Here is a 17,371-nt window from a genome sequence, read left to right on the forward strand (position 1 = left end):
AGTTAAAAAGCTAAATTACCTTTTTCAGGCACAAATGTATGCGAAAAACTACCATTTTTACTCTGACGTTGCTATCTCTGGCAATCCTACCAGCAATGGCACAAGTTCAACTGGGAGGTGGATTAGGCGAGGTTTGGACTAATTTTAAATCATATTCCACAGATATGGGAAAATACTTTCAAAATAATCTGAGCGAAAACTTAAACCCTGTAGAAACACAGAGCCGAAATGCTCTTGATAGTGCCAAGGGAAATACAGAATTGAAGATACCTAACCCCGTCGATGCGGGGCAAAATGTTCGTGATAACATTATCAACGAATCTTATCGTTCAGAATCTAAAGCAAGCCGCTTTGAAAATAATGCAGCAGTACGGGCAAATTTAGTTAGTAATGAACTCAATCGTTTTATTACTCGTGGAGCAGCAGAAGCTATTCTTGGTAAAGATGGACAAAATCGGACACAAGTAAAGTTAGAAAATACTGAAAATACACTAAAAGATATTGACGCAATTAGCGATACGGCGGGGGCAGGGAACAACCTAGATAGTGTTAGATTTGATAATTTAAGTAAGGGATTAAAGCAAGCTGCAATAGATGCGGGTGCAGTAGCGACTCTTTCGGGTTTATCAGAGTTAGGAAAAATCCTAAATGAAAATAACTTGCAAACTATTAAGATTCAACGGGCACAATCAGCAATTATAGGTGAAACATTTGCTCAGACAATACAAACGAATCAGTCTTTGCAATATTCTAATTTAAATTTAGCAAACATTTCTCAGCAGGCAGAAGAGGCGAATCGCGCTCGCAGAGTAGATACATCTACAGAAGCAGCGCGACTTTTACGAGCTACTTCTCAACTAGATTTGTTTGGCAGAAAAGTTGGTAAGTCGGATTTTAGGATAAAAAAACTCTAATTTTCCATACAATTTTTAAAATTCTTAAAGTTTTTACAAACCAACAGTAAATCTAAAAAAACGGTTTGCTAGGGTGCTTTAGCGACAGCCTAACGCACCGAAAGCATCCTGGATGGTGCGTTACGTTCCTAACGCACCCTACGAAATCTAAAAAAACAGCCCATCAACTCAAAATGCAACTTGCTATTCAACTAATTTTTGCCCAAGTAGGTGTCCAAGTAGGCATTGATGAGGTTCTCGATAATGGTGCCGTAACTTCTCTAAGTATTGCCGAAGGTTGGAATAAACAATGGCTGGATTTATTACAAAATAATACCAGTAATAACTTGTATGGAGCGCTGACAAATCTGGGTATTTTTTTTGCGGTAGGAACCCTGTTATTTTTTATGATACAATTCCTCAAAGACTTAATATCCTACGAATATAGTCGTCCAATATCAGCTTTAATTTGGCCTTTTGTGGTGGTGATCCTTTTAAGTAATTCAGGGAAGGGAAGTATCCTTTCTAATCTGACACTGGGAGTCAGGGATTTTTTAAACACTGTGAATCAGCAAGTAGTGGTATCAGCAGATGCGGGTAAAATGTACCAACAAGCACTGAATATGAGTGTTGCTGAAGAAGTAACTGGTTCTTTTCTGCGTCCTTGCCAATCGCTAACTGGCGCTCAACAAAGTCAATGCTTTGTCAGCGCTGCCGATAAAGTCAATATTCTCTTGCAGAAATATAGAAATACATACGGAAGTAAAATTTGGATATATAGGCTACAAACTAAGTTAGATAATATTAGATATAACAAAGGCTTTGTATCAGAAACCTCATTTAATTCTTTGTTAGGTTCTACAGTCCAAACAAGCATCAAAAACTTTTTAGTTTCCTTACAATATGCCTTCCAGAATTTGATAGAAGCTACTATGTTGCTGATAGCGGTTTTAGGGCCAATAGCCGTAGGTGGGTCTTTACTGCCTGTAGCTGGTAAACCAATTTTCGCATGGGTGACGGGATTTTTATCTATTGGAATCGCCAAAATTTCATTCAATATTATTGCTGTGCTGACTGCCGCAGTTATTGTAAATGGGCCAGGCCAAAATGCTAATGCTGATCCAGACTTAATGTGGTTCATAATTTTTCTGGGAATTTTAGCACCAATTTTATCATTACTTGTGGCTGCTGCTGGCGGTTTTGCAGTCTTCAGTGCTATCAGTAATACGGCTTCTTTAGTAAAGGAGAGGATATAGGAAATTCCAAATTCCAAATGAATAAAATTTTGGCAAGTGTCGTAATTGCTGAATTATATGCAAATGATAATTTATATAGAATAGCTGAAGTTTTTTGCGGAAGAGGTGAGTAAATGGTGCGTTTACTGGAAAAAAGACAATCAATAGCAAGTGTTTTGACACTTTTTGCGATCGCAACCTTCGGTTTACATATATTAGTTTTATTTTTCTTCTTATTACAAGGGCTAAATATTCGCCAACTCAGTCTGAGAAAACCTCCCAACTTTGTGCAATTAATCGACGGTAAACCAGTAGGTAATATCGATGATTTAGCAAGAGATCCAGAAGCAATTCGCCAATTCATCAGCAAAACGATGATATCAATGTTTAGCTGGTCTGGAACCTTGCCACCACAAAATATCGAAGAAGTTGCAAACCCCAAACCAGATTTAGGAGTTCTTATTCAAACACCTCAAGCGAGTAGCCAAAAAGTTAGTACCAGCAGTTGGATAGCTAGTTTTGCCTTGTCCGAAGACTTTCGCAAAGGTTTCTTAAGCACAGTTGCAGAAATGACACCGCCAGAAGTTTTCTCTGAAAATCCCAGCTTAGCTATGACATCACAATTAGTTATTAAGCGGGTTTATCCGCCAAAACAAATTGCACCAGGAAAGTGGCGAGTGGGTATGGTAGCTGACTTAATTCAAAAAAACCGAGTTGGTGGTGCAAAACTCATAACTCCTTTTAACAAAGATTTACTTGTACGTGCAGCAGATTATTTTGGTAATCCCCAAGGCGACAATGGTACAGACTTGCAAAAAGCAATTTATAGTGTCCGCGCTGATAGATTAGAAATTTATGAAATTCGGAACTTATGTTTGCTAGATGGCAACAACGGACTTAACAATGATAAATTTACACAATGCGGCGCTGGACAAACATCTGATAGCTTTATCAGATGAGTAGGTAGACAGAGACGCGATTAATCGCATCTGTACTGGGGAGTAGGGAATCAGCCTTTTCGAGTTGTACAGAGTTTTTTAAAAAATCAAATAAGACCTATAGATTTATAATTCACTAATTTTATATAAATATAAATGCAAATACTCAAACCAGAAAATAGGAAAAATAACCCATTGCCACTGTTGGCAGTCGGAACATTTGGGTTAAATGTATTTACCCTGCTTTTACTACTATTTAACGGGTCTATGTTACAGCAATTAGGTCGTCAACTCACACCTCAAAGTTTAGTGCAGCTTGTTGATGGTCGCACTATAACCGTAGACCCCCAACCAAATTTAGAGCGACAGCCAGAGGCGATTCGGCAGTTTGTGGGTGAAACTATGAGCTTAATGCTTACTTGGTCAGATCAACAGCCGCCAACGCAAGTCTGGGAAATTACCTCCCAACTGGTAGCTGATAATTTTAAACAAAAACTTAAGTCAGAACTTACCAATTTAAATCCAGATAGCCAATTTGAAAATGTTAATAGAGGAGCAGAAAATGTATTAGTAATTCAAAAAATCTCTCAACCTACAAAAATAGGTGATGGACAGTGGAAAGTGGAGATGTTTGCTAATCAATTAGTTTTTAACGGTTATGATAGGTTGGGAAAATCAATTTCGTTTAATAAACAAGTTTTAGTTAGAGCAATAGATGAACCCGCAACTTCCCTACCAAATGCATCACTACCATTGCACTTCGCAGCTTACCGTCTTGGTGAAGCCAGACTAGAAATTTATAATGTATGTAATATCAAAGATAAAAATTGTTCTGGAAATCCCAACCAAGCTTTACCATGACTAAATACTCAATTCCTGCGGAAACACCTCCTCAAAATGGATTTACTCTAACCACCGATGCTCACCAACAAGATGTAGAATCTTTTGATTGGGAATCGCGGATGTCAAGGTTGGTCGGCTTTGAAGAAGAATTTTCTACCGATACCCAAGGATCAGAAGACTCTGCAACGCCGCAAGAGTCGCTTTCTCAACCACAAGAAGTTCAGACTAAGCAAGCCCTCTCATCTAATCCCTTTGCAAAATTAGGCTTGGTAGGGGCTGCTACCTTAGCGATAGTTTTGGTGGGTGGTGTGTTTTTGTCCCAGTTGATGAGTAGCAGCAATTCAAAGCCAAAAAATATTGTTTCTCCACAAGTATCATCGCAGCCAACTAATGAATCTAGCTCTCAACAGCTAGAAACAGATTTAGATACTTACAAAACTAAATTAGCCCTGACTGAACAAGCAGAGTCAGTGAAAGCCGCCCAACAACAGCTCAGAATTGCTAAATCAACGCCGACAGTAGCCTTAAAAGCAGAACCGTCAGTTTCTTCCAGAGGTAGAGAGAGAGTGATCCCAACACCTCCACCAACAGTTTACCCACCTCGGACAGTGACAGTTGAGCGCATCGTTAAAGTACCTGCTTCTCAACCTTTGCCATCACCCCAAATACCAGTTGTGCAGCCAAACACTCAACCCGTAGTCAATATAACTCCACCATCTCCACCAACCCCATTACAAGAGTGGGCAAGGTTAGCAAAGTTAGGTAGCTACGGTCAAGTAAGTCTCACTGATCAACCTAATAACATCGCAGCTGCTCCTGAGCCTGCAAACAATACGCAGCCGCAGGAACAGACACCACAACCGGAAACTCCTGCTCCTGTGGTCAGCCAAGCGCAAGAGAAGGGAGAGAAATCTGTAGCAGTAGGAAGTAGTGCTAAAGCTGTGTTAGCAACAGCGATATTTGGGGAAACTAATACTAAATCAGGCGGTGGTGATGAAACAGGTGAACAGAAAAACGTATTTGTGATCCGATTGAAAGAACCACTAAAATCTACCGATGGTTCGATTGCTCTACCTGCAAACACCGAATTCCTCGCTGAAATTGGTTCCCTTTCCGAACAAGGTCTTTTGTCCATGAATGTAGTCAAAATTATCTCGCATAATGATGGCAACCTTACAGAACGAAGCTTACCTAACAATACAATTATTCTTCGCGGTACCCAAGGTAAACCTTTAATTGCAAATAAATTTCCCAGTTCAAGTTCGTCGATAGCATCGATGGATGCAGGACTATTCGTTTTGGGAGGTATTGGTAAAGCAGCAGAGTTAGTAAATCGTGCTGATACTGAATACCAACTAGTTAATACTGCACCAGTTGTCACTACCGACGGCACTCCTACTACCACCAACGTCCAACCATACCAACAGCTTATTCCTGTCACTAAGAACAGACGCAATCTTGCAGCTGCGGTTCTGGAAGGTGGTATGAACTCTGTAGTTCCCCAGATTGCCCAACGTAATCAACAATCGATCGCCCAAATGTCACAACAAACTAATGTTTGGTTTTTGCCAGCCGGTACAAATATTGAAATATACGTTAATCAAGCAACCCAGTTTTAAGAGGTAGGATTTATACTAATTTTAGATTTTGGATTGGGTAATGGTAATTGGTAATTAGTTTTCCTTCTATCTTTCCCATCTCCCCTTATTATATCTACCAATCTACCCCATTTGCAATCATGAAAAATAATACTAACTTGTCAGGAAATACCTCAAATAATTATTATTTCCTACCTATAGCTTCCTTAATTTTCTCGGTTGCTATGTTTTTGTTAGTAGGTCGTGCTGTAGCTAATAATGCTGTTCTGCGTTCCGTATTTTCTTGCCAAGCACAGGGTTTAGGGGGACTAATACCTACTATCAACGTTTGGTATCAACAAGGAACAAACTTAAGTTTTATTCCGGCTGGAGAAGTAATTAAAAAAGTTTGGTTAAACGATCCATCACAGGTAACTATGGATTTTGATGGCCCAGTATGTATGCAGTTTGGTCAAGATCCTAATACTAGTGGAGGAGATTGTAAAAACTCAGCAGCGAATGTCATTCAACTTAGACGAATTAAAAAACTGGATATTCGTGGATTTCCTCCCACTAGCAATACACTTTTAACAGTTGTTACCGAAGCACAAGGTAAAAATAAGTTGTATACTTTTCGAGTGTTATATGGAAAAGATAACCCTGAATATCACACTTTAGCAATTTTTCCCGATCCTCCTGGTCAGGAAGGAGCTTGTGCGAGAGTTTCACAATAAACTTCTAGCAAAAGTACCAGACGACAACTACTGAAGTTTCCCTCCACAAAAAGCGCTGATGGTTACGTATATCTGCTTTGTGTCTTTTCAAAAGCCTTGCTCTAATTCCCTCTTTAGAAAGGAGGGTTAGGGAGGATCTAAGTCTTTTAGCAGTTTTTTTCTTTATAGAGTACGGTTTAAGATAGAAAATAGAGAATGGTGTAGTTCAATCAATTAAAAAATGCTATAACTTAACCCTCTTAACTGACTCAGGCGTTTTCAGCCTACATCTTTATAAATCTTTAAATAAAAACTAACTACAAATCCTAAATCCGTGCAAATATAAAGAAAAGCTTAAGAGGTTACAGACTCATGGTGACTGCTAAAATGATGCAACAGCTCTGGGCTATAATCGAATCTACCCAGGTCAGCACCCTGCTCCAGTTTGACGATGCTGCTTTAGTACAATTGCTCCTCCAGCAGTTAAAAGTTAAGCAGGGGATTGATGCCCAGGCAGATAGCACCCTCAATACTTATATAGAATCTAAACTGCCCCTGATTCGCGATACAGCTGAAGGTCGATTATCCTTCGGGCAAGGCGGTAATGATTAGCACGAGAAATCAAATAATTGCTCACTGCCAAGCATACGCTCATAGTTCAAACAGTGGAATATTATGAATCACTGGCTAGTAATTGCCCTGGTAGCTTATCTAATTGGAGCAGCGATTGAAGGGGTGAGTACAGCCAGTCAGTTATCTCATTCAGTGCCAGAACTAGCTAAAAGTACACAAGCTCATCCTTCAGATTCTGCTACTCCGCCTAGTTCGAGTTGGCGAGTTGTAGCCGCCATCGCCTCAGTAAGTATCTGTGGAGCTTTTTTGTGGCCTTGCCGTCTTTTCCACCGTTTAATTAAAGGGAACGTTCATTCATAAGCCTAACTCGGCTGAAGCATGGGGCAAAAAATATATCTATTTGCGGTTGGTTAATTATCCAATTTGTTCTGGTGTCTCTACATTTTGCCCAATTTTTGGCTCTGTTCCCGCAAGCAGTCGTTCAATATTAGTGCGATGGCGCAAAATCACATACAATCCACCGGCAATCCCAAATAGAACATAGGGTAACGGTTGATGCAAAAGTATCATGAAAATGGAAACAGTGATCGCACCTGCAATTGAACTCAAAGAGACAAGCCGTGATATCGCCACAACGACGGCAAACACACCCGCTGTTGCTAAACCTACCTGCCAACTCATTGCCAATAAAATTCCCAGGCTAATAGCAACAGATTTACCACCGGTAAAGCCCAAAAAAATCGATTTACTATGTCCCAGGATGGCAGCTAACCCTACTATTGTTACCAACCAGGGTTGCCACACTTGTGCATCTACCGTTGAGGGGATAAAATTTTGACTGGGTGCAAAATTGAATAACCAATAAACTAGAGCGATCGCTAATACTCCCTTTAAAGAATCAAGTACTAAAACCAATGCTCCTGGCCCTTTCCCCAAGGTTCTTAGTACATTAGTTGCACCAGTGGAACCTGAACCAACTTCCCGAATATCAATACCTTTTAACTGCTTCACAGCAATGTACCCAGTGGGAAAAGAACCCAGCAGGTAGGCTATGACCACAATTGCCCCACATCCGGTTAACCAAATAGCCATAATAAAATTTAAAATTCACTCATTCAAAATTCAAAAAAGTCCAGAGAAATAGCTTTTAGCTCTGGACTATTGACTAATTAAAAGTCATCATCATAGTTTCTCACGGTTTTAGGGTCAGGGGCAAAGGCTAACCACAGAGGAAATTGCAGTAGTGACAAACTGATTTGCTCCTCTGAATCGTCAATGATAATTAAGGGCAGTTGATTGGCCTTCGTCAATCGGTCTGCTTTCTGAGCCAGAGCATCAGACGCCTCAAATAATACCACACCTCGGTCTGGTCCGAAATCTGGGCGACCGATTCCCAGACAGTCTTGCAAACCGCGCCGCCATTCACCTAATCGCTCCGGTGTATTAGCTAAAACTAAAGTACGAACGCGATCGCCATACAGCTTGTGTAATATCGAAATTGCGGCTGAGGCAATTAGGATATTCTGTAAGCGGCTCCCCATTGTCCGTAAACCACCCCGTCCCCCTTGGGTAAAAAACCAGTTGGAGACTCGTTCTGCGTGGATTGGTTCAAAGGTTCGGCGTAGTTGCCACGCTGGCCCGTAGTAATCTGGTTTGTTGCGATATTGGTCAATTAGGCGGCGAATTTGCTTTGTAGTATCTTGAAATTGCTGTTGGGCAAATTGGGGTATTCCAGGTTGGGGTTCAACTGGTTTAGCCTCTTTTACAGATGGTTTTTCTCGTTCCACTACACTTGGTGTCAGTTGCAACTGTTCAGCGGCTGCGGCCAAATCCTGTAAGCTACCTGTGAGATAGTCTTTAAAACCCTGCACCCGAATTGCCAAGTCTTGGGATGCTCCGGCAAAAGTGGTTCGCATCTCGTTGCGGATACGTTCTTGACGGCGTTCTAGCTGTTCTACAGAAATTTGCAGCGCTTGTTTGCGTTGTTCTAATTGCACCAGTGACTCTTGCACAAGCCGTCCCAGTGAGGTTTGAGTTTCAGTCACTTGTGACTGAAGGTTTTTGTAAGAAGCTTGCAGCTTGGCTATTTCTTCCTTGAGGGCAGCTTCAGCGCTCTGCAACTCTGCCACTCGCTGCTCTGCCTCTGCGTATAATGAATTATTTCCTGATCCGATTTTTGACCCCAGTCCGACATTTCCTGCTTCTAACTGTGCTACAAACTCGCCATTTGAATTTTCTGTTAGCTCTACTGTAGAATCTACCACTTCTGCATTGGAGATGAGTGGCTCAAAAGTTGCGTAGTCTGGTGATGAGCTAATGGCTGCTGTTTCTACCACTAACTCAACAGATGGATTTACTGGATGTTCAACTGCATTGTTCTGTTCTTGTTTTTCTGCCAACCGCTCATCAATTGGTTCTGGGGTTTGAGATTCCTCTGGGTTCATAAACAATAGTGTAATTCCTATGACGCGAATAAATAGCTTTCAGAAATATTACAATTGACCTGCCATAAAAGTCCTGAGTCATGAGTGCTGAGTTACGAGTCTAGAGCAAAACGACTCAGCACAGATGGTACTTATACCAATTATTTGTGAAGCTGCACAAAATCAAGCTTGGTCAGACTTGGGGATTTTGCCCCAAGTTCTGGGGCAACCTCATAGGTAATCAATATCAGCACTAAGTACGTGGACAACGTTGTTCTAAGCAATTTTTCAAGGTATTGGGGTCAAATAAAATCGGCAAAAAGTGAATGCTTTTAATTTCTTTAAAGTAAAACAGGATGGGGACTCCACTCCAAAATATCCGCCAGTTTTGCCATTCCTGGTAGGGAAAGCGCCGAATCCATTTTTCGCCTCTGTAAATATCTAAGTCGGTGGCGGTAAATTGTAAACGCAGCGTTAACGCCTGAAACATGAGAAACAAACCAAACAGTGTGAAAACGGAACCTACCAACGGTTGTACCAACAGTAGTGGAATGGCGGCAATCACCAATACTATAGGTATATTGTAACTAGGCTTAAGTTCCACAGTTGATGTGGAGTTAGGAGCAAATGAACTGGTCACAGTCTTAAATCCTGCTTTATTAGTAGGCATCTCTCCTATTTTAAGAGTTAGGAGTAAGGAGTTTTAACTCATAACCGGAGGCGGAGCGTCTCCGGCTCCGCTCTTAACCGGAGGCGGAGCGTCTCCGGCTTTGCTCCTAACTTTTATAGGCCTTGCAAGAATGCACTGCCAGTCCCCTGAAACATTAACCAAGAAAGAAAGAAGTTGCTAACAAATATAATCAGTAAGGCAGTCACAACAGCAGTTGTGGTTGACTGTCCTACACCTTTGGCTCCTCCTGTTGTCGTCAACCCCCAACTGCAACCAATTATGGCGATTAAAATGCCAAAGCAACACGCCTTAATCATGGCGCTCAAAATATCCCAGATACCAAGAAAGTTACGGGCTGAGTCTAGAAATACCGTATCAGACAGGCTGTAGATATTTATCGCAATTATTAATCCCCCGAACATCCCTGTTACCAAAGACAAGAGGGTTAAAATTGGTAGCATTAAACAGCAAGCAAGGACGCGGGGGATAACCAGGTAATCGATTGGATCTGTTCTTAACATCAACATGGCATCGATTTGTTCTGTGACCCGCATGGTACCGATTTCGGCTGCAAAGGCAGAACCAACTCGCCCCGCCAAAACCACTGCTGTCAACACGGGAGCGAGTTCTCGTGTCAACGCGACAGAAAGCACTCCGCCGATAATGTTTCCTGCGCCAAAGTTGATAAATTCCCGCGCCACCTGAATGGTAAACACTGCGCCAACGAAAATAGCCGTCAATAGAGCAATAAATAGGGAATCTGGCCCAACTGCTGCCATTTGTTGCAAGGTGTTGCGCCGATGGATTTTGCCCCTCAATAGGTGAACTAGTACTTGCCCACCCAGAAAAATCGCTGCCAGCAGCCGCTGACTCCATTCTCCTAAACTGGATTTGGATGTAGTCTGGTTCAATGTTCTGTAGCTAACTCGGTAACTGCCTTAAGAATAGCGGAAGTCGTTGAGAATAGGGAATGGGGACTGGCGACTGGGGCATTGGTTATTTCCCCCATCTCCCTGATCTCCCCATACCCCCAACGGGGTTGAATATTAACTTAGATTAAAGATGCTCTCAGAAAATGAAGCTGTTGTTAAACATACTGCAAACCAATAAATAGGTACTAGCCTTGGCTATAACCTTGAGTTTACAAGGTTTTCGTAGATTTAAGTCATTTTTTATATCCCCAGCATGTGCTGTAACTGGTAGCCGTTTCTTTTAATGAAAACTTAAGATTTTTGACAGATTGTCTGCTCTGAAGCGATCGCACGTATTGTAGAAAATGACAAACCGCTATCGAGCTATTGTCATCTCTACTTACGGAGTTTGTCCTAAATGACTATTTTCATTAACTTTCTCCGCTCTTTACTACTTACGATCATTTTTAGTTTTGTCGCTCCCATGTTACTCGTTGGCGGCGGATTGTTCCTTTTATCCCTCATCGGTCACTTCCCCGGTTTACAAGAGTTAACTGAGGCGATCGCTACTCAGATTATGCATTTTCTCGCCACCTTTGGCAGTGGAACTCCCCTCCGGGGATTATTTGTGATTAGCTTGACCTGGAGTTTCGTCGGGGCACTGTTTGATATGTACGCTTATTATCGGTGTCAAATTTTACGAATTGATTCATAAGTAGTGCAAATTCCTTCGTCAGGTGCTCATAGGCTGTACAACAAAAGAAAAAGTGATATTTCCAAAAGTGAAAGTACTACTGGTCTTAACCTAAATAGGGATTAGTGTTGCTGAATGAATTTTTATTGATTAAATTAAGTACCAAAATTCTTGACTAAATACTTATTATTCATTAGTTATTAGTTATTAATTACTGACGACTAGTACAGGTGCGCGACCGTAGCAAATCAATTATCAAGAGGTCAAAAAGATAAATTATCAAGGGTTTTAAAATTTTGAATTCTGCAAAACCGCTAAAAAAGTCTGTGCTAAATTACCACGTTTGACGCTAAACTAGAGTTTGGCATTTTGTGTTAGCTAAAATCTTTAAGGACTTGATTAGTATTTATCGAGAATATCAAAAAAAACTCCCTGTAAAATATAAAAATTTCCTTAAAATCCTGACCAGCACAGTGCCGACTCATGTTTCTTAACAGAGCAAAGCAAGTCGTGTGACCTCTGGGCATCTTATATTGAATTATATTACGAGGTATGTTGACAACTCATGATTTGGCCGTTTAAGCCCAAGTTTAGAAAACAAATTGCGCGGATTGAAATTACTGGTGCGATCGCCGGTGCTACTCGCAAACGCGTCCTAGAAGCCCTGAAAACTATAGAAGAAAAAAAGTTTCCGGCATTATTGCTACGTATTGATAGTCCTGGCGGTACAGTCGGAGATTCCCAAGAAATCTACAGCGCCTTGAAGCGTTTGCGCGAAAAAATTAAAATCGTCGCTAGCTTTGGCAATATTTCGGCTTCTGGAGGAGTCTACATCGGCATGGGAGCCGAACACATCGTAGCTAACCCAGGTACGATTACAGGTAGTATCGGTGTGATTTTGCGTGGGAATAACTTAGAACGCTTGCTAGAAAAAATCGGTGTTTCCTTCATGGTAATTAAGTCTGGCCCTTATAAAGACATTTTGGCTTTTGACCGGGAACTGACTCAACCAGAAGCAAACATCCTGCAAGAGTTGATTGACACAAGTTATCAGCAGTTTGTCCAAACGGTAGCTGATGGCCGTTCTTTAGCAGTAGAAACTGTGAAAAGTTTCGCCGATGGTCGGATTTTTACTGGACAGCAAGCCCTAGAGTTGGGTGTTGTAGACCGCCTGGGTACAGAAGAAGATGCCCGTCGCTGGACAGCAGAACTGGTCGGTCTTGATCCGGAAAAAACTCTCTGCTATACCCTAGAAGAACGTAAACCTTTATTGAGTCGCCTTTTACCAGGAAGTCGTCAGGTTTCATCAGGAATTGGGGCTGGTATTGATTGGCTCGAATTTGAAATGTCTACCAGTGGTTTACCGTTGTGGTTATATCGACCCTAGTATGAGTTAGGAGCGGAGCCAAAGACGCTCCGCCTCTGGTTATGAGTGAGGAGTTATGAGTTAAAAATCTTACTTCTCATTCTTAACTCCTAACTCCTCACTTTTGTGTTTTAAGGAGGATTTTGGCGTGGACTGGCAAATGCGGGCTATTCGCGGAGCAACAACTGCTTCAGAAAATACTGTTGAGGCAATCCGAGAGGTGGTGACAGAACTACTAGATGAGCTGGAAAACCGGAATCAATTCCAGCTGAGGGACATGATTAGTGTGACTTTCTCTGTGACACGTGATTTAGACGTAGTTTTTCCAGCTGCGATCGCTAGAGCGCGTCCTGGTTGGGATAATGTGGCCATGTTGGATGTGCAGCAAATGCATGTCGAAGGCAGCTTACAGCGCTGCATTCGGTTCCTAATCCACACCTATCTGCCAGCCTCCGCCTCAATTCATCATATCTATTTACGCAACGCCGCTAGCTTGCGTCCAGACTGGAGTTTGCCCCAGACTTTACAAGCATCACAGCAAGCAGTTAAGTCAAAAGTGTAAAATACTCATATTAATAAATAAAAGCGAACTGCTAAGAACGCCAAGGAAACGAATCGTCATCATTTATAGAGAATTGGTATTAGAGCGATGTAGATTTTATGACTCAACGCTTAGATTTCAGAGTAGATATTGAAGAAGCCATAAAAACGCTAAACCTTTCTTGCAGTGATTTCTGACTGAAAAGATAGAATACTTAAAATCAAATCGTGAAAACGTCAAATCGGTTCAGCATTTTTAAACAGCCAACCACTTTTCAAACAACCTCTAAGACAACTATAGCTAGGATAAGAAGGTAGTCTGTCGCAGACAAGCTAACTATATGACATCCACATCACGTGTTGTTCATAGCGACCCTGATATATTGGGAGGAACACCTGTTTTTATTGATACTCGTGTGCCGATAAAAACCTTGCTTGATTACCTAGAAGCGGGTGACTCACTGGATGAGTTTTTAGATCACTTTCCCAGTGTCAGCCGTGAGCAAGCGATGTCTACGACGGGCTACGCCTACGCCACTCTCGAATTAGCAAAGGAAATGCTGACCGCCTATGGCGAATTCTGCTTGATGAGTGTGTTCCACGACCCTTGAGGCGTGAACTCACTGATTATGAGGTACGTACAGTTGTGGAAATGGGATGGTCAGGCAAAAAGAATGGTGAACTTTTGCAATTGATGGTGCAAGAGAGTTTCACGGTTCTCCTGACAACAGACCAAAACTTACGATATCAGCAAAATTTGCAACAGGCTGGAGTTGCAGTCGTTGTTCTGGTGGCGTTTAGTAATCGCCTGCTTGATTTGCTTCCATTGATACCCAGTGTTTGTAGTGTCCTAGAAAAGATCGCTCCGGGTGTGGTTGTTGAAATCAGAGATTTTTGACGCGTTGGGGTAGCCCGCCGTAGGCATCGCTTTATGCAACAACTTTATTCTTTGTGGTGATCAAACCGAATTCCTAAAAAAATGTCATAAACAAACTCAAAAAAGTCCTTTTTTTGTAACAATCCTGAAGTTTGATAACATCCTTTTTTATCTAAAAGTGGCTTCATCACATAGTATGCAGGCTGGTAATTATACCAAGGAATAGAAGGCCATAGATGATGAATTAAGTGGTAATTCTGTCCCATAATCAGAATATTCAGAATTGGGTTAGGATAAACGCGAGCATTTTTCCAGCGATCGCGCTCCGCAAAAGGACGATGGGGCAAATAGTCAAAAAATAATCCCAGTGCTATTCCCACCACAAAAGCCGGTATAAACCAAAAATTGAGAATATAACCCAAAAAGTGGTATTGCACTGATATATAAACAATTACACCAACAATCAAGCGGCTGATGAACCATTCTAGTAGCTCATATTTACGCCACAGTCGCCGTTGAAAGAAAAACACCTCGTGGTACAAAAACCGCACCGCAATCAGCCACAGCGGACCACCCGTAGAGACATAATGATCTGGGTCGTCCTTGGGATGGTTGACATGGCCATGATGCTGCAAATGCACCCGCGTAAACACTGGAAAAGCAAAAGCTAGCATCAATGCACTGCCATGCCCTAACATCGCATTTATTACCCGGTTGCGATGGGCAGATTGGTGACAAGCGTCGTGAATTACAGTCCCAGCACAATGCAAGGCAATAGTATTAACACAAAAGCACAACCAGTGCGGCCATTCCCAAAGCCAGTAACCAAAGCTAGATAACACCAGCATTGCCACAGCTACGAAAAACAGCAGTAGCGTGCGATTGAAATCACCAGGAGGCGCTAAAAATTCCTTGGGTGGGATTGTCAGTGGCTTTTGTGCCTCCGATGCGATTTTCTCTAACATTGACTCCTTCTTAACCAAACATTACAAATATACGATAAAGATGAGGAAAGAATAAATTTTTGTAAAGTTTTGTATAGCAAGATTTATCTACAGCTTTGCATATCAGCAGATGAATAACGCTATGATTCCAGACAAAGCCTAGTCTTTACTGACAAGTAGGGGATGAAAATTCGTAAGAAGTTGATCGGATAAACTCCTTTGTTGGGAGGATGGATACAAGATTGATGTACTATATCTAGTCTATCCCACAGCCCCCACTCTCCCATAAACCCTCTCTAACTGCTTATATCTATTGATATAGCAGTGACTGAAAAGGAGATGCCACTCAAGTTACGATGACTTCCCAGATAGCTCCCTAACTTCAGCCCCTATGCAATTAAGAGATTCTCTGCGCCGGACAAAAATTGTCGCTACTATTGGCCCCGCCACTAGCAGTCCTGAAATGCTCAAGGCAATTATTGAAGCGGGAGCCACGACGCTGCGGCTAAACTTCTCCCACGGAACTCATGCCGACCATCAGCGTAGTATTCGCTTAATTCGGCAAACCGCCTTTGAACTAAATCAGCCAGTGGCTATTCTCCAAGACTTGCAGGGTCCAAAAATTCGCTTGGGGAAGTTTGACAACGGATCTATAGTTGTGGCAAAAGGCGATCGCTTCACCTTGACAAATCGTCCGGTGGTCGGTACGCACGAAATTAGCTGCGTCACCTATGATTATTTAGCCGAAGAAGTCCCAGTTGGTGCAAAAATCCTTCTCGATGATGGACGAGTCGAAATGGTTGTGGAGGAGATCAACCGGGACAAAGGTGATTTGCATTGTCGGATTACCGTGCCTGGAAAACTTTCTAATAATAAAGGCGTAAACTTTCCCGGCGTTTACCTGTCAATTAAAGCAATGACCGACAAAGACCGAGAGGATCTGATGTTTGGTCTAGATCAGGGTGTAGATTGGGTGGCACTTTCCTTTGTCCGCAATCCACAGGACATGATCGAAATTAAAGAGCTAATTTCAAGTACAGGCAAGCAAGTGCCAGTGGTTGCCAAAATTGAAAAGCATGAAGCCATCGAACAAATGGAGGCGGTTCTGGCTTTATGTGATGGCGTCATGGTTGCCAGAGGCGATTTGGGCGTGGAATTGCCAGCGGAAGATGTCCCCGTACTCCAAAAGCGGCTAATTGCTACAGCAAATCGCTTGGGGATTCCCATCATCACCGCCACCCAGATGTTAGACAGCATGGTGAGCAATCCCCGTCCCACTCGCGCGGAAGTGTCGGATGTGGCAAATGCAATTTTAGATGGCACAGACGCTGTAATGCTCTCCAATGAAACTGCTGTCGGCGACTATCCAGTAGAAGCCGTGGCGACGATGGCGCGGATTGCCGAGCGCATGGAGCAGGAGGAAGCCCAACACTTAAACTTACGTTCTTTGAGAGATGCCCGACGCTCTATTCCCAACGCTATTAGTCAAGCTGTGGGTCAAATTGCCGAACAACTAGGTGCAGCGGCAATCATGACGCTAACGCAAACTGGGGCAACAGCTCGCAATGTCTCTAAGTTCCGCCCCCAGACACCGATTTTGGCAGTGACACCCCATGTGAATGTGGCGCGGCAGCTACAGATGGTGTGGGGAGTAAAACCGCTGTTGGTGCTAGGATTACCTTCCACTGGTCAGACATTTCAAGCTGCGATCAATGTGGCTCAGGAGCTTAAGTTACTGTCTGAGGGAGATTTAGTAGTAATGACCGCTGGCACACTCCAGGGAATTTCCGGCTCCACAGATTTGATTAAGGTTGAGGTGGTGACGGCAATACTAGGTCACGGAATTGGACTGGGACAAGGTTCAGTGAGTGGTCGCGCCCGGGTGGCTAATACTGGTATGGATGTTAGTAACTTTAATCCGGGAGACATATTAGTTGCACCCCGCACTAGTGCCGATTTTGTTGAGGCAATTCGGAAAGCTGCCGGGATTATTACCGAAGAGGAAAGTCTCACGAGTCATGCAGCAGTCATTGGCTTGCGTCTGGGTGTGCCAGTGATTGTCGGCGTGAAGCAGGCAACGCAGGTGATTCGGGATGGAGCGATTATAACGCTGGATCTGCAACGGGGTTTGATTTACTCTGGGGCGGTGAGAACGCCTTAGCAATAGGGATTGG

The 17,371-nt window shown here is 42.5% G+C and carries 19 protein-coding genes; 14 read left to right on the forward strand and 5 right to left on the reverse strand.

All coding sequences use genetic code 11. The features are described from left to right. The first annotated feature begins 38 nt into the window (after positions 1 to 38). From Q0541_RS20845 to Q0541_RS20880, 8 genes are all read left to right on the forward strand, one after another. On the forward strand, positions 39 to 914 hold the full coding sequence (locus tag Q0541_RS20845; protein ID WP_298914577.1) for a hypothetical protein: 876 nt from the start codon (positions 39 to 41) through the stop codon (positions 912 to 914). Between the two features lie 173 nt (positions 915 to 1,087). Continuing rightward, complete coding sequence (locus Q0541_RS20850; RefSeq protein ID WP_298914580.1) at positions 1,088 to 2,149, forward strand: hypothetical protein; 1,062 nt, start codon at positions 1,088 to 1,090, stop codon at positions 2,147 to 2,149. A gap of 113 nt (positions 2,150 to 2,262) precedes the next feature. Continuing rightward, positions 2,263 to 3,087, forward strand: coding sequence for a hypothetical protein (locus tag Q0541_RS20855; protein ID WP_298914583.1), 825 nt, complete (start codon positions 2,263 to 2,265; stop codon positions 3,085 to 3,087). 135 nt (positions 3,088 to 3,222) lie between these two features. Next, complete coding sequence (locus tag Q0541_RS20860; RefSeq protein WP_298914586.1) at positions 3,223 to 3,927, forward strand: hypothetical protein; 705 nt, start codon at positions 3,223 to 3,225, stop codon at positions 3,925 to 3,927. After that, positions 3,924 to 5,528, forward strand: coding sequence for a TrbI/VirB10 family protein (locus Q0541_RS20865; RefSeq protein ID WP_298914589.1), 1,605 nt, complete (start codon positions 3,924 to 3,926; stop codon positions 5,526 to 5,528). The genes Q0541_RS20860 and Q0541_RS20865 overlap by 4 nt, the downstream gene beginning before the upstream one ends. A gap of 119 nt (positions 5,529 to 5,647) precedes the next feature. Next, positions 5,648 to 6,220 (forward strand): hypothetical protein, encoded by a 573-nt coding sequence (locus Q0541_RS20870; protein ID WP_298914592.1) that lies wholly within the window; start codon positions 5,648 to 5,650, stop codon positions 6,218 to 6,220. Positions 6,221 to 6,571: 351 nt separating this feature from the next. Beyond that, positions 6,572 to 6,811 (forward strand): hypothetical protein, encoded by a 240-nt coding sequence (locus Q0541_RS20875; protein ID WP_298914595.1) that lies wholly within the window; start codon positions 6,572 to 6,574, stop codon positions 6,809 to 6,811. Between the two features lie 63 nt (positions 6,812 to 6,874). Next, a complete protein-coding gene (locus Q0541_RS20880; RefSeq protein WP_298914598.1) occupies positions 6,875 to 7,132 on the forward strand; it encodes a hypothetical protein in 258 nt (85 codons plus the stop codon). Between the two features lie 54 nt (positions 7,133 to 7,186). Here the strand turns inward: Q0541_RS20880 and plsY are convergent, their stop codons facing one another. The 4 genes from plsY to Q0541_RS20900 form a co-directional block, all read right to left on the reverse strand. Further along, complete coding sequence (gene plsY, locus Q0541_RS20885; RefSeq protein WP_298914601.1) at positions 7,187 to 7,864, reverse strand: glycerol-3-phosphate 1-O-acyltransferase PlsY; 678 nt, start codon at positions 7,862 to 7,864, stop codon at positions 7,187 to 7,189. 77 nt (positions 7,865 to 7,941) lie between these two features. Further along, the gene (locus tag Q0541_RS20890; RefSeq protein WP_273766264.1) at positions 7,942 to 9,216 is read right to left on the reverse strand and encodes a DUF3086 domain-containing protein; all 1,275 of its coding nucleotides are present in this window, start codon (positions 9,214 to 9,216) and stop codon (positions 7,942 to 7,944) included. A 232-nt stretch (positions 9,217 to 9,448) separates the two neighbouring features. Continuing rightward, a complete protein-coding gene (locus tag Q0541_RS20895; protein WP_298914605.1) occupies positions 9,449 to 9,865 on the reverse strand; it encodes a DUF3119 family protein in 417 nt (138 codons plus the stop codon). A 113-nt stretch (positions 9,866 to 9,978) separates the two neighbouring features. Beyond that, positions 9,979 to 10,776: an MlaE family lipid ABC transporter permease subunit gene (locus tag Q0541_RS20900; RefSeq protein WP_298914608.1), complete on the reverse strand. Its 798-nt coding sequence runs from the start codon at positions 10,774 to 10,776 to the stop codon at positions 9,979 to 9,981. 418 nt (positions 10,777 to 11,194) lie between these two features. Here Q0541_RS20900 and Q0541_RS20905 point away from each other — a divergent pair, with 418 nt between their 5' ends. The 5 genes from Q0541_RS20905 to Q0541_RS20925 all read left to right on the forward strand — a co-directional run bounded on the left by Q0541_RS20905 (position 11,195) and on the right by Q0541_RS20925 (position 14,274). Further along, on the forward strand, positions 11,195 to 11,491 hold the full coding sequence (locus Q0541_RS20905) for a hypothetical protein (RefSeq protein ID WP_298914611.1): 297 nt from the start codon (positions 11,195 to 11,197) through the stop codon (positions 11,489 to 11,491). Positions 11,492 to 12,035: 544 nt separating this feature from the next. Then, entirely contained in the window at positions 12,036 to 12,857 is an 822-nt protein-coding gene (sppA, locus tag Q0541_RS20910; protein ID WP_298914614.1) for a signal peptide peptidase SppA, read from the forward strand. Positions 12,858 to 12,984: 127 nt separating this feature from the next. Continuing rightward, positions 12,985 to 13,398, forward strand: coding sequence for a chorismate mutase (gene aroH, locus Q0541_RS20915; protein WP_298914617.1), 414 nt, complete (start codon positions 12,985 to 12,987; stop codon positions 13,396 to 13,398). A gap of 319 nt (positions 13,399 to 13,717) precedes the next feature. Continuing rightward, complete coding sequence (locus Q0541_RS20920; RefSeq protein ID WP_298914620.1) at positions 13,718 to 13,987, forward strand: DUF433 domain-containing protein; 270 nt, start codon at positions 13,718 to 13,720, stop codon at positions 13,985 to 13,987. Then, on the forward strand, positions 13,984 to 14,274 hold the full coding sequence (locus Q0541_RS20925; RefSeq protein WP_298914623.1) for a hypothetical protein: 291 nt from the start codon (positions 13,984 to 13,986) through the stop codon (positions 14,272 to 14,274). The genes Q0541_RS20920 and Q0541_RS20925 overlap by 4 nt, the downstream gene beginning before the upstream one ends. Positions 14,275 to 14,318: 44 nt before the next feature. Here the strand turns inward: Q0541_RS20925 and crtR are convergent, their stop codons facing one another. After that, positions 14,319 to 15,218: a beta-carotene hydroxylase gene (crtR, locus tag Q0541_RS20930; protein WP_298914626.1), complete on the reverse strand. Its 900-nt coding sequence runs from the start codon at positions 15,216 to 15,218 to the stop codon at positions 14,319 to 14,321. Between the two features lie 370 nt (positions 15,219 to 15,588). Between crtR and pyk the strand changes: the two genes are divergently transcribed. Continuing rightward, a complete protein-coding gene (gene pyk, locus Q0541_RS20935) occupies positions 15,589 to 17,358 on the forward strand; it encodes a pyruvate kinase (protein WP_298914629.1) in 1,770 nt (589 codons plus the stop codon). The last annotated feature ends 13 nt before the right edge of the window (positions 17,359 to 17,371 follow it).

The organism is uncultured Nostoc sp. (genome assembly GCF_937863485.1).
In the GTDB taxonomy this organism is placed as follows: Bacteria; Cyanobacteriota; Cyanobacteriia; order Cyanobacteriales; family Nostocaceae; genus Nostoc.

Coding starts and splice junctions, on each gene's coding strand:
- Q0541_RS20890 (WP_273766264.1), bottom strand. CDS start 9,216: ATGAACCCAGAGGAATCTCAAACCCCAGAACCAATTGATGAGCGGTTG.
- Q0541_RS20850 (WP_298914580.1), top strand. CDS start 1,088: ATGCAACTTGCTATTCAACTAATTTTTGCCCAAGTAGGTGTCCAAGTA.
- Q0541_RS20865 (WP_298914589.1), top strand. CDS start 3,924: ATGACTAAATACTCAATTCCTGCGGAAACACCTCCTCAAAATGGATTT.
- pyk (WP_298914629.1), top strand. CDS start 15,589: ATGCAATTAAGAGATTCTCTGCGCCGGACAAAAATTGTCGCTACTATT.
- plsY (WP_298914601.1), bottom strand. CDS start 7,864: ATGGCTATTTGGTTAACCGGATGTGGGGCAATTGTGGTCATAGCCTAC.
- Q0541_RS20905 (WP_298914611.1), top strand. CDS start 11,195: ATGACTATTTTCATTAACTTTCTCCGCTCTTTACTACTTACGATCATT.
- Q0541_RS20860 (WP_298914586.1), top strand. CDS start 3,223: ATGCAAATACTCAAACCAGAAAATAGGAAAAATAACCCATTGCCACTG.
- Q0541_RS20920 (WP_298914620.1), top strand. CDS start 13,718: ATGACATCCACATCACGTGTTGTTCATAGCGACCCTGATATATTGGGA.
- Q0541_RS20845 (WP_298914577.1), top strand. CDS start 39: ATGCGAAAAACTACCATTTTTACTCTGACGTTGCTATCTCTGGCAATC.
- Q0541_RS20895 (WP_298914605.1), bottom strand. CDS start 9,865: ATGCCTACTAATAAAGCAGGATTTAAGACTGTGACCAGTTCATTTGCT.
- Q0541_RS20870 (WP_298914592.1), top strand. CDS start 5,648: ATGAAAAATAATACTAACTTGTCAGGAAATACCTCAAATAATTATTAT.
- Q0541_RS20880 (WP_298914598.1), top strand. CDS start 6,875: ATGAATCACTGGCTAGTAATTGCCCTGGTAGCTTATCTAATTGGAGCA.
- Q0541_RS20855 (WP_298914583.1), top strand. CDS start 2,263: ATGGTGCGTTTACTGGAAAAAAGACAATCAATAGCAAGTGTTTTGACA.
- sppA (WP_298914614.1), top strand. CDS start 12,036: ATGATTTGGCCGTTTAAGCCCAAGTTTAGAAAACAAATTGCGCGGATT.
- crtR (WP_298914626.1), bottom strand. CDS start 15,218: ATGTTAGAGAAAATCGCATCGGAGGCACAAAAGCCACTGACAATCCCA.
- Q0541_RS20875 (WP_298914595.1), top strand. CDS start 6,572: ATGGTGACTGCTAAAATGATGCAACAGCTCTGGGCTATAATCGAATCT.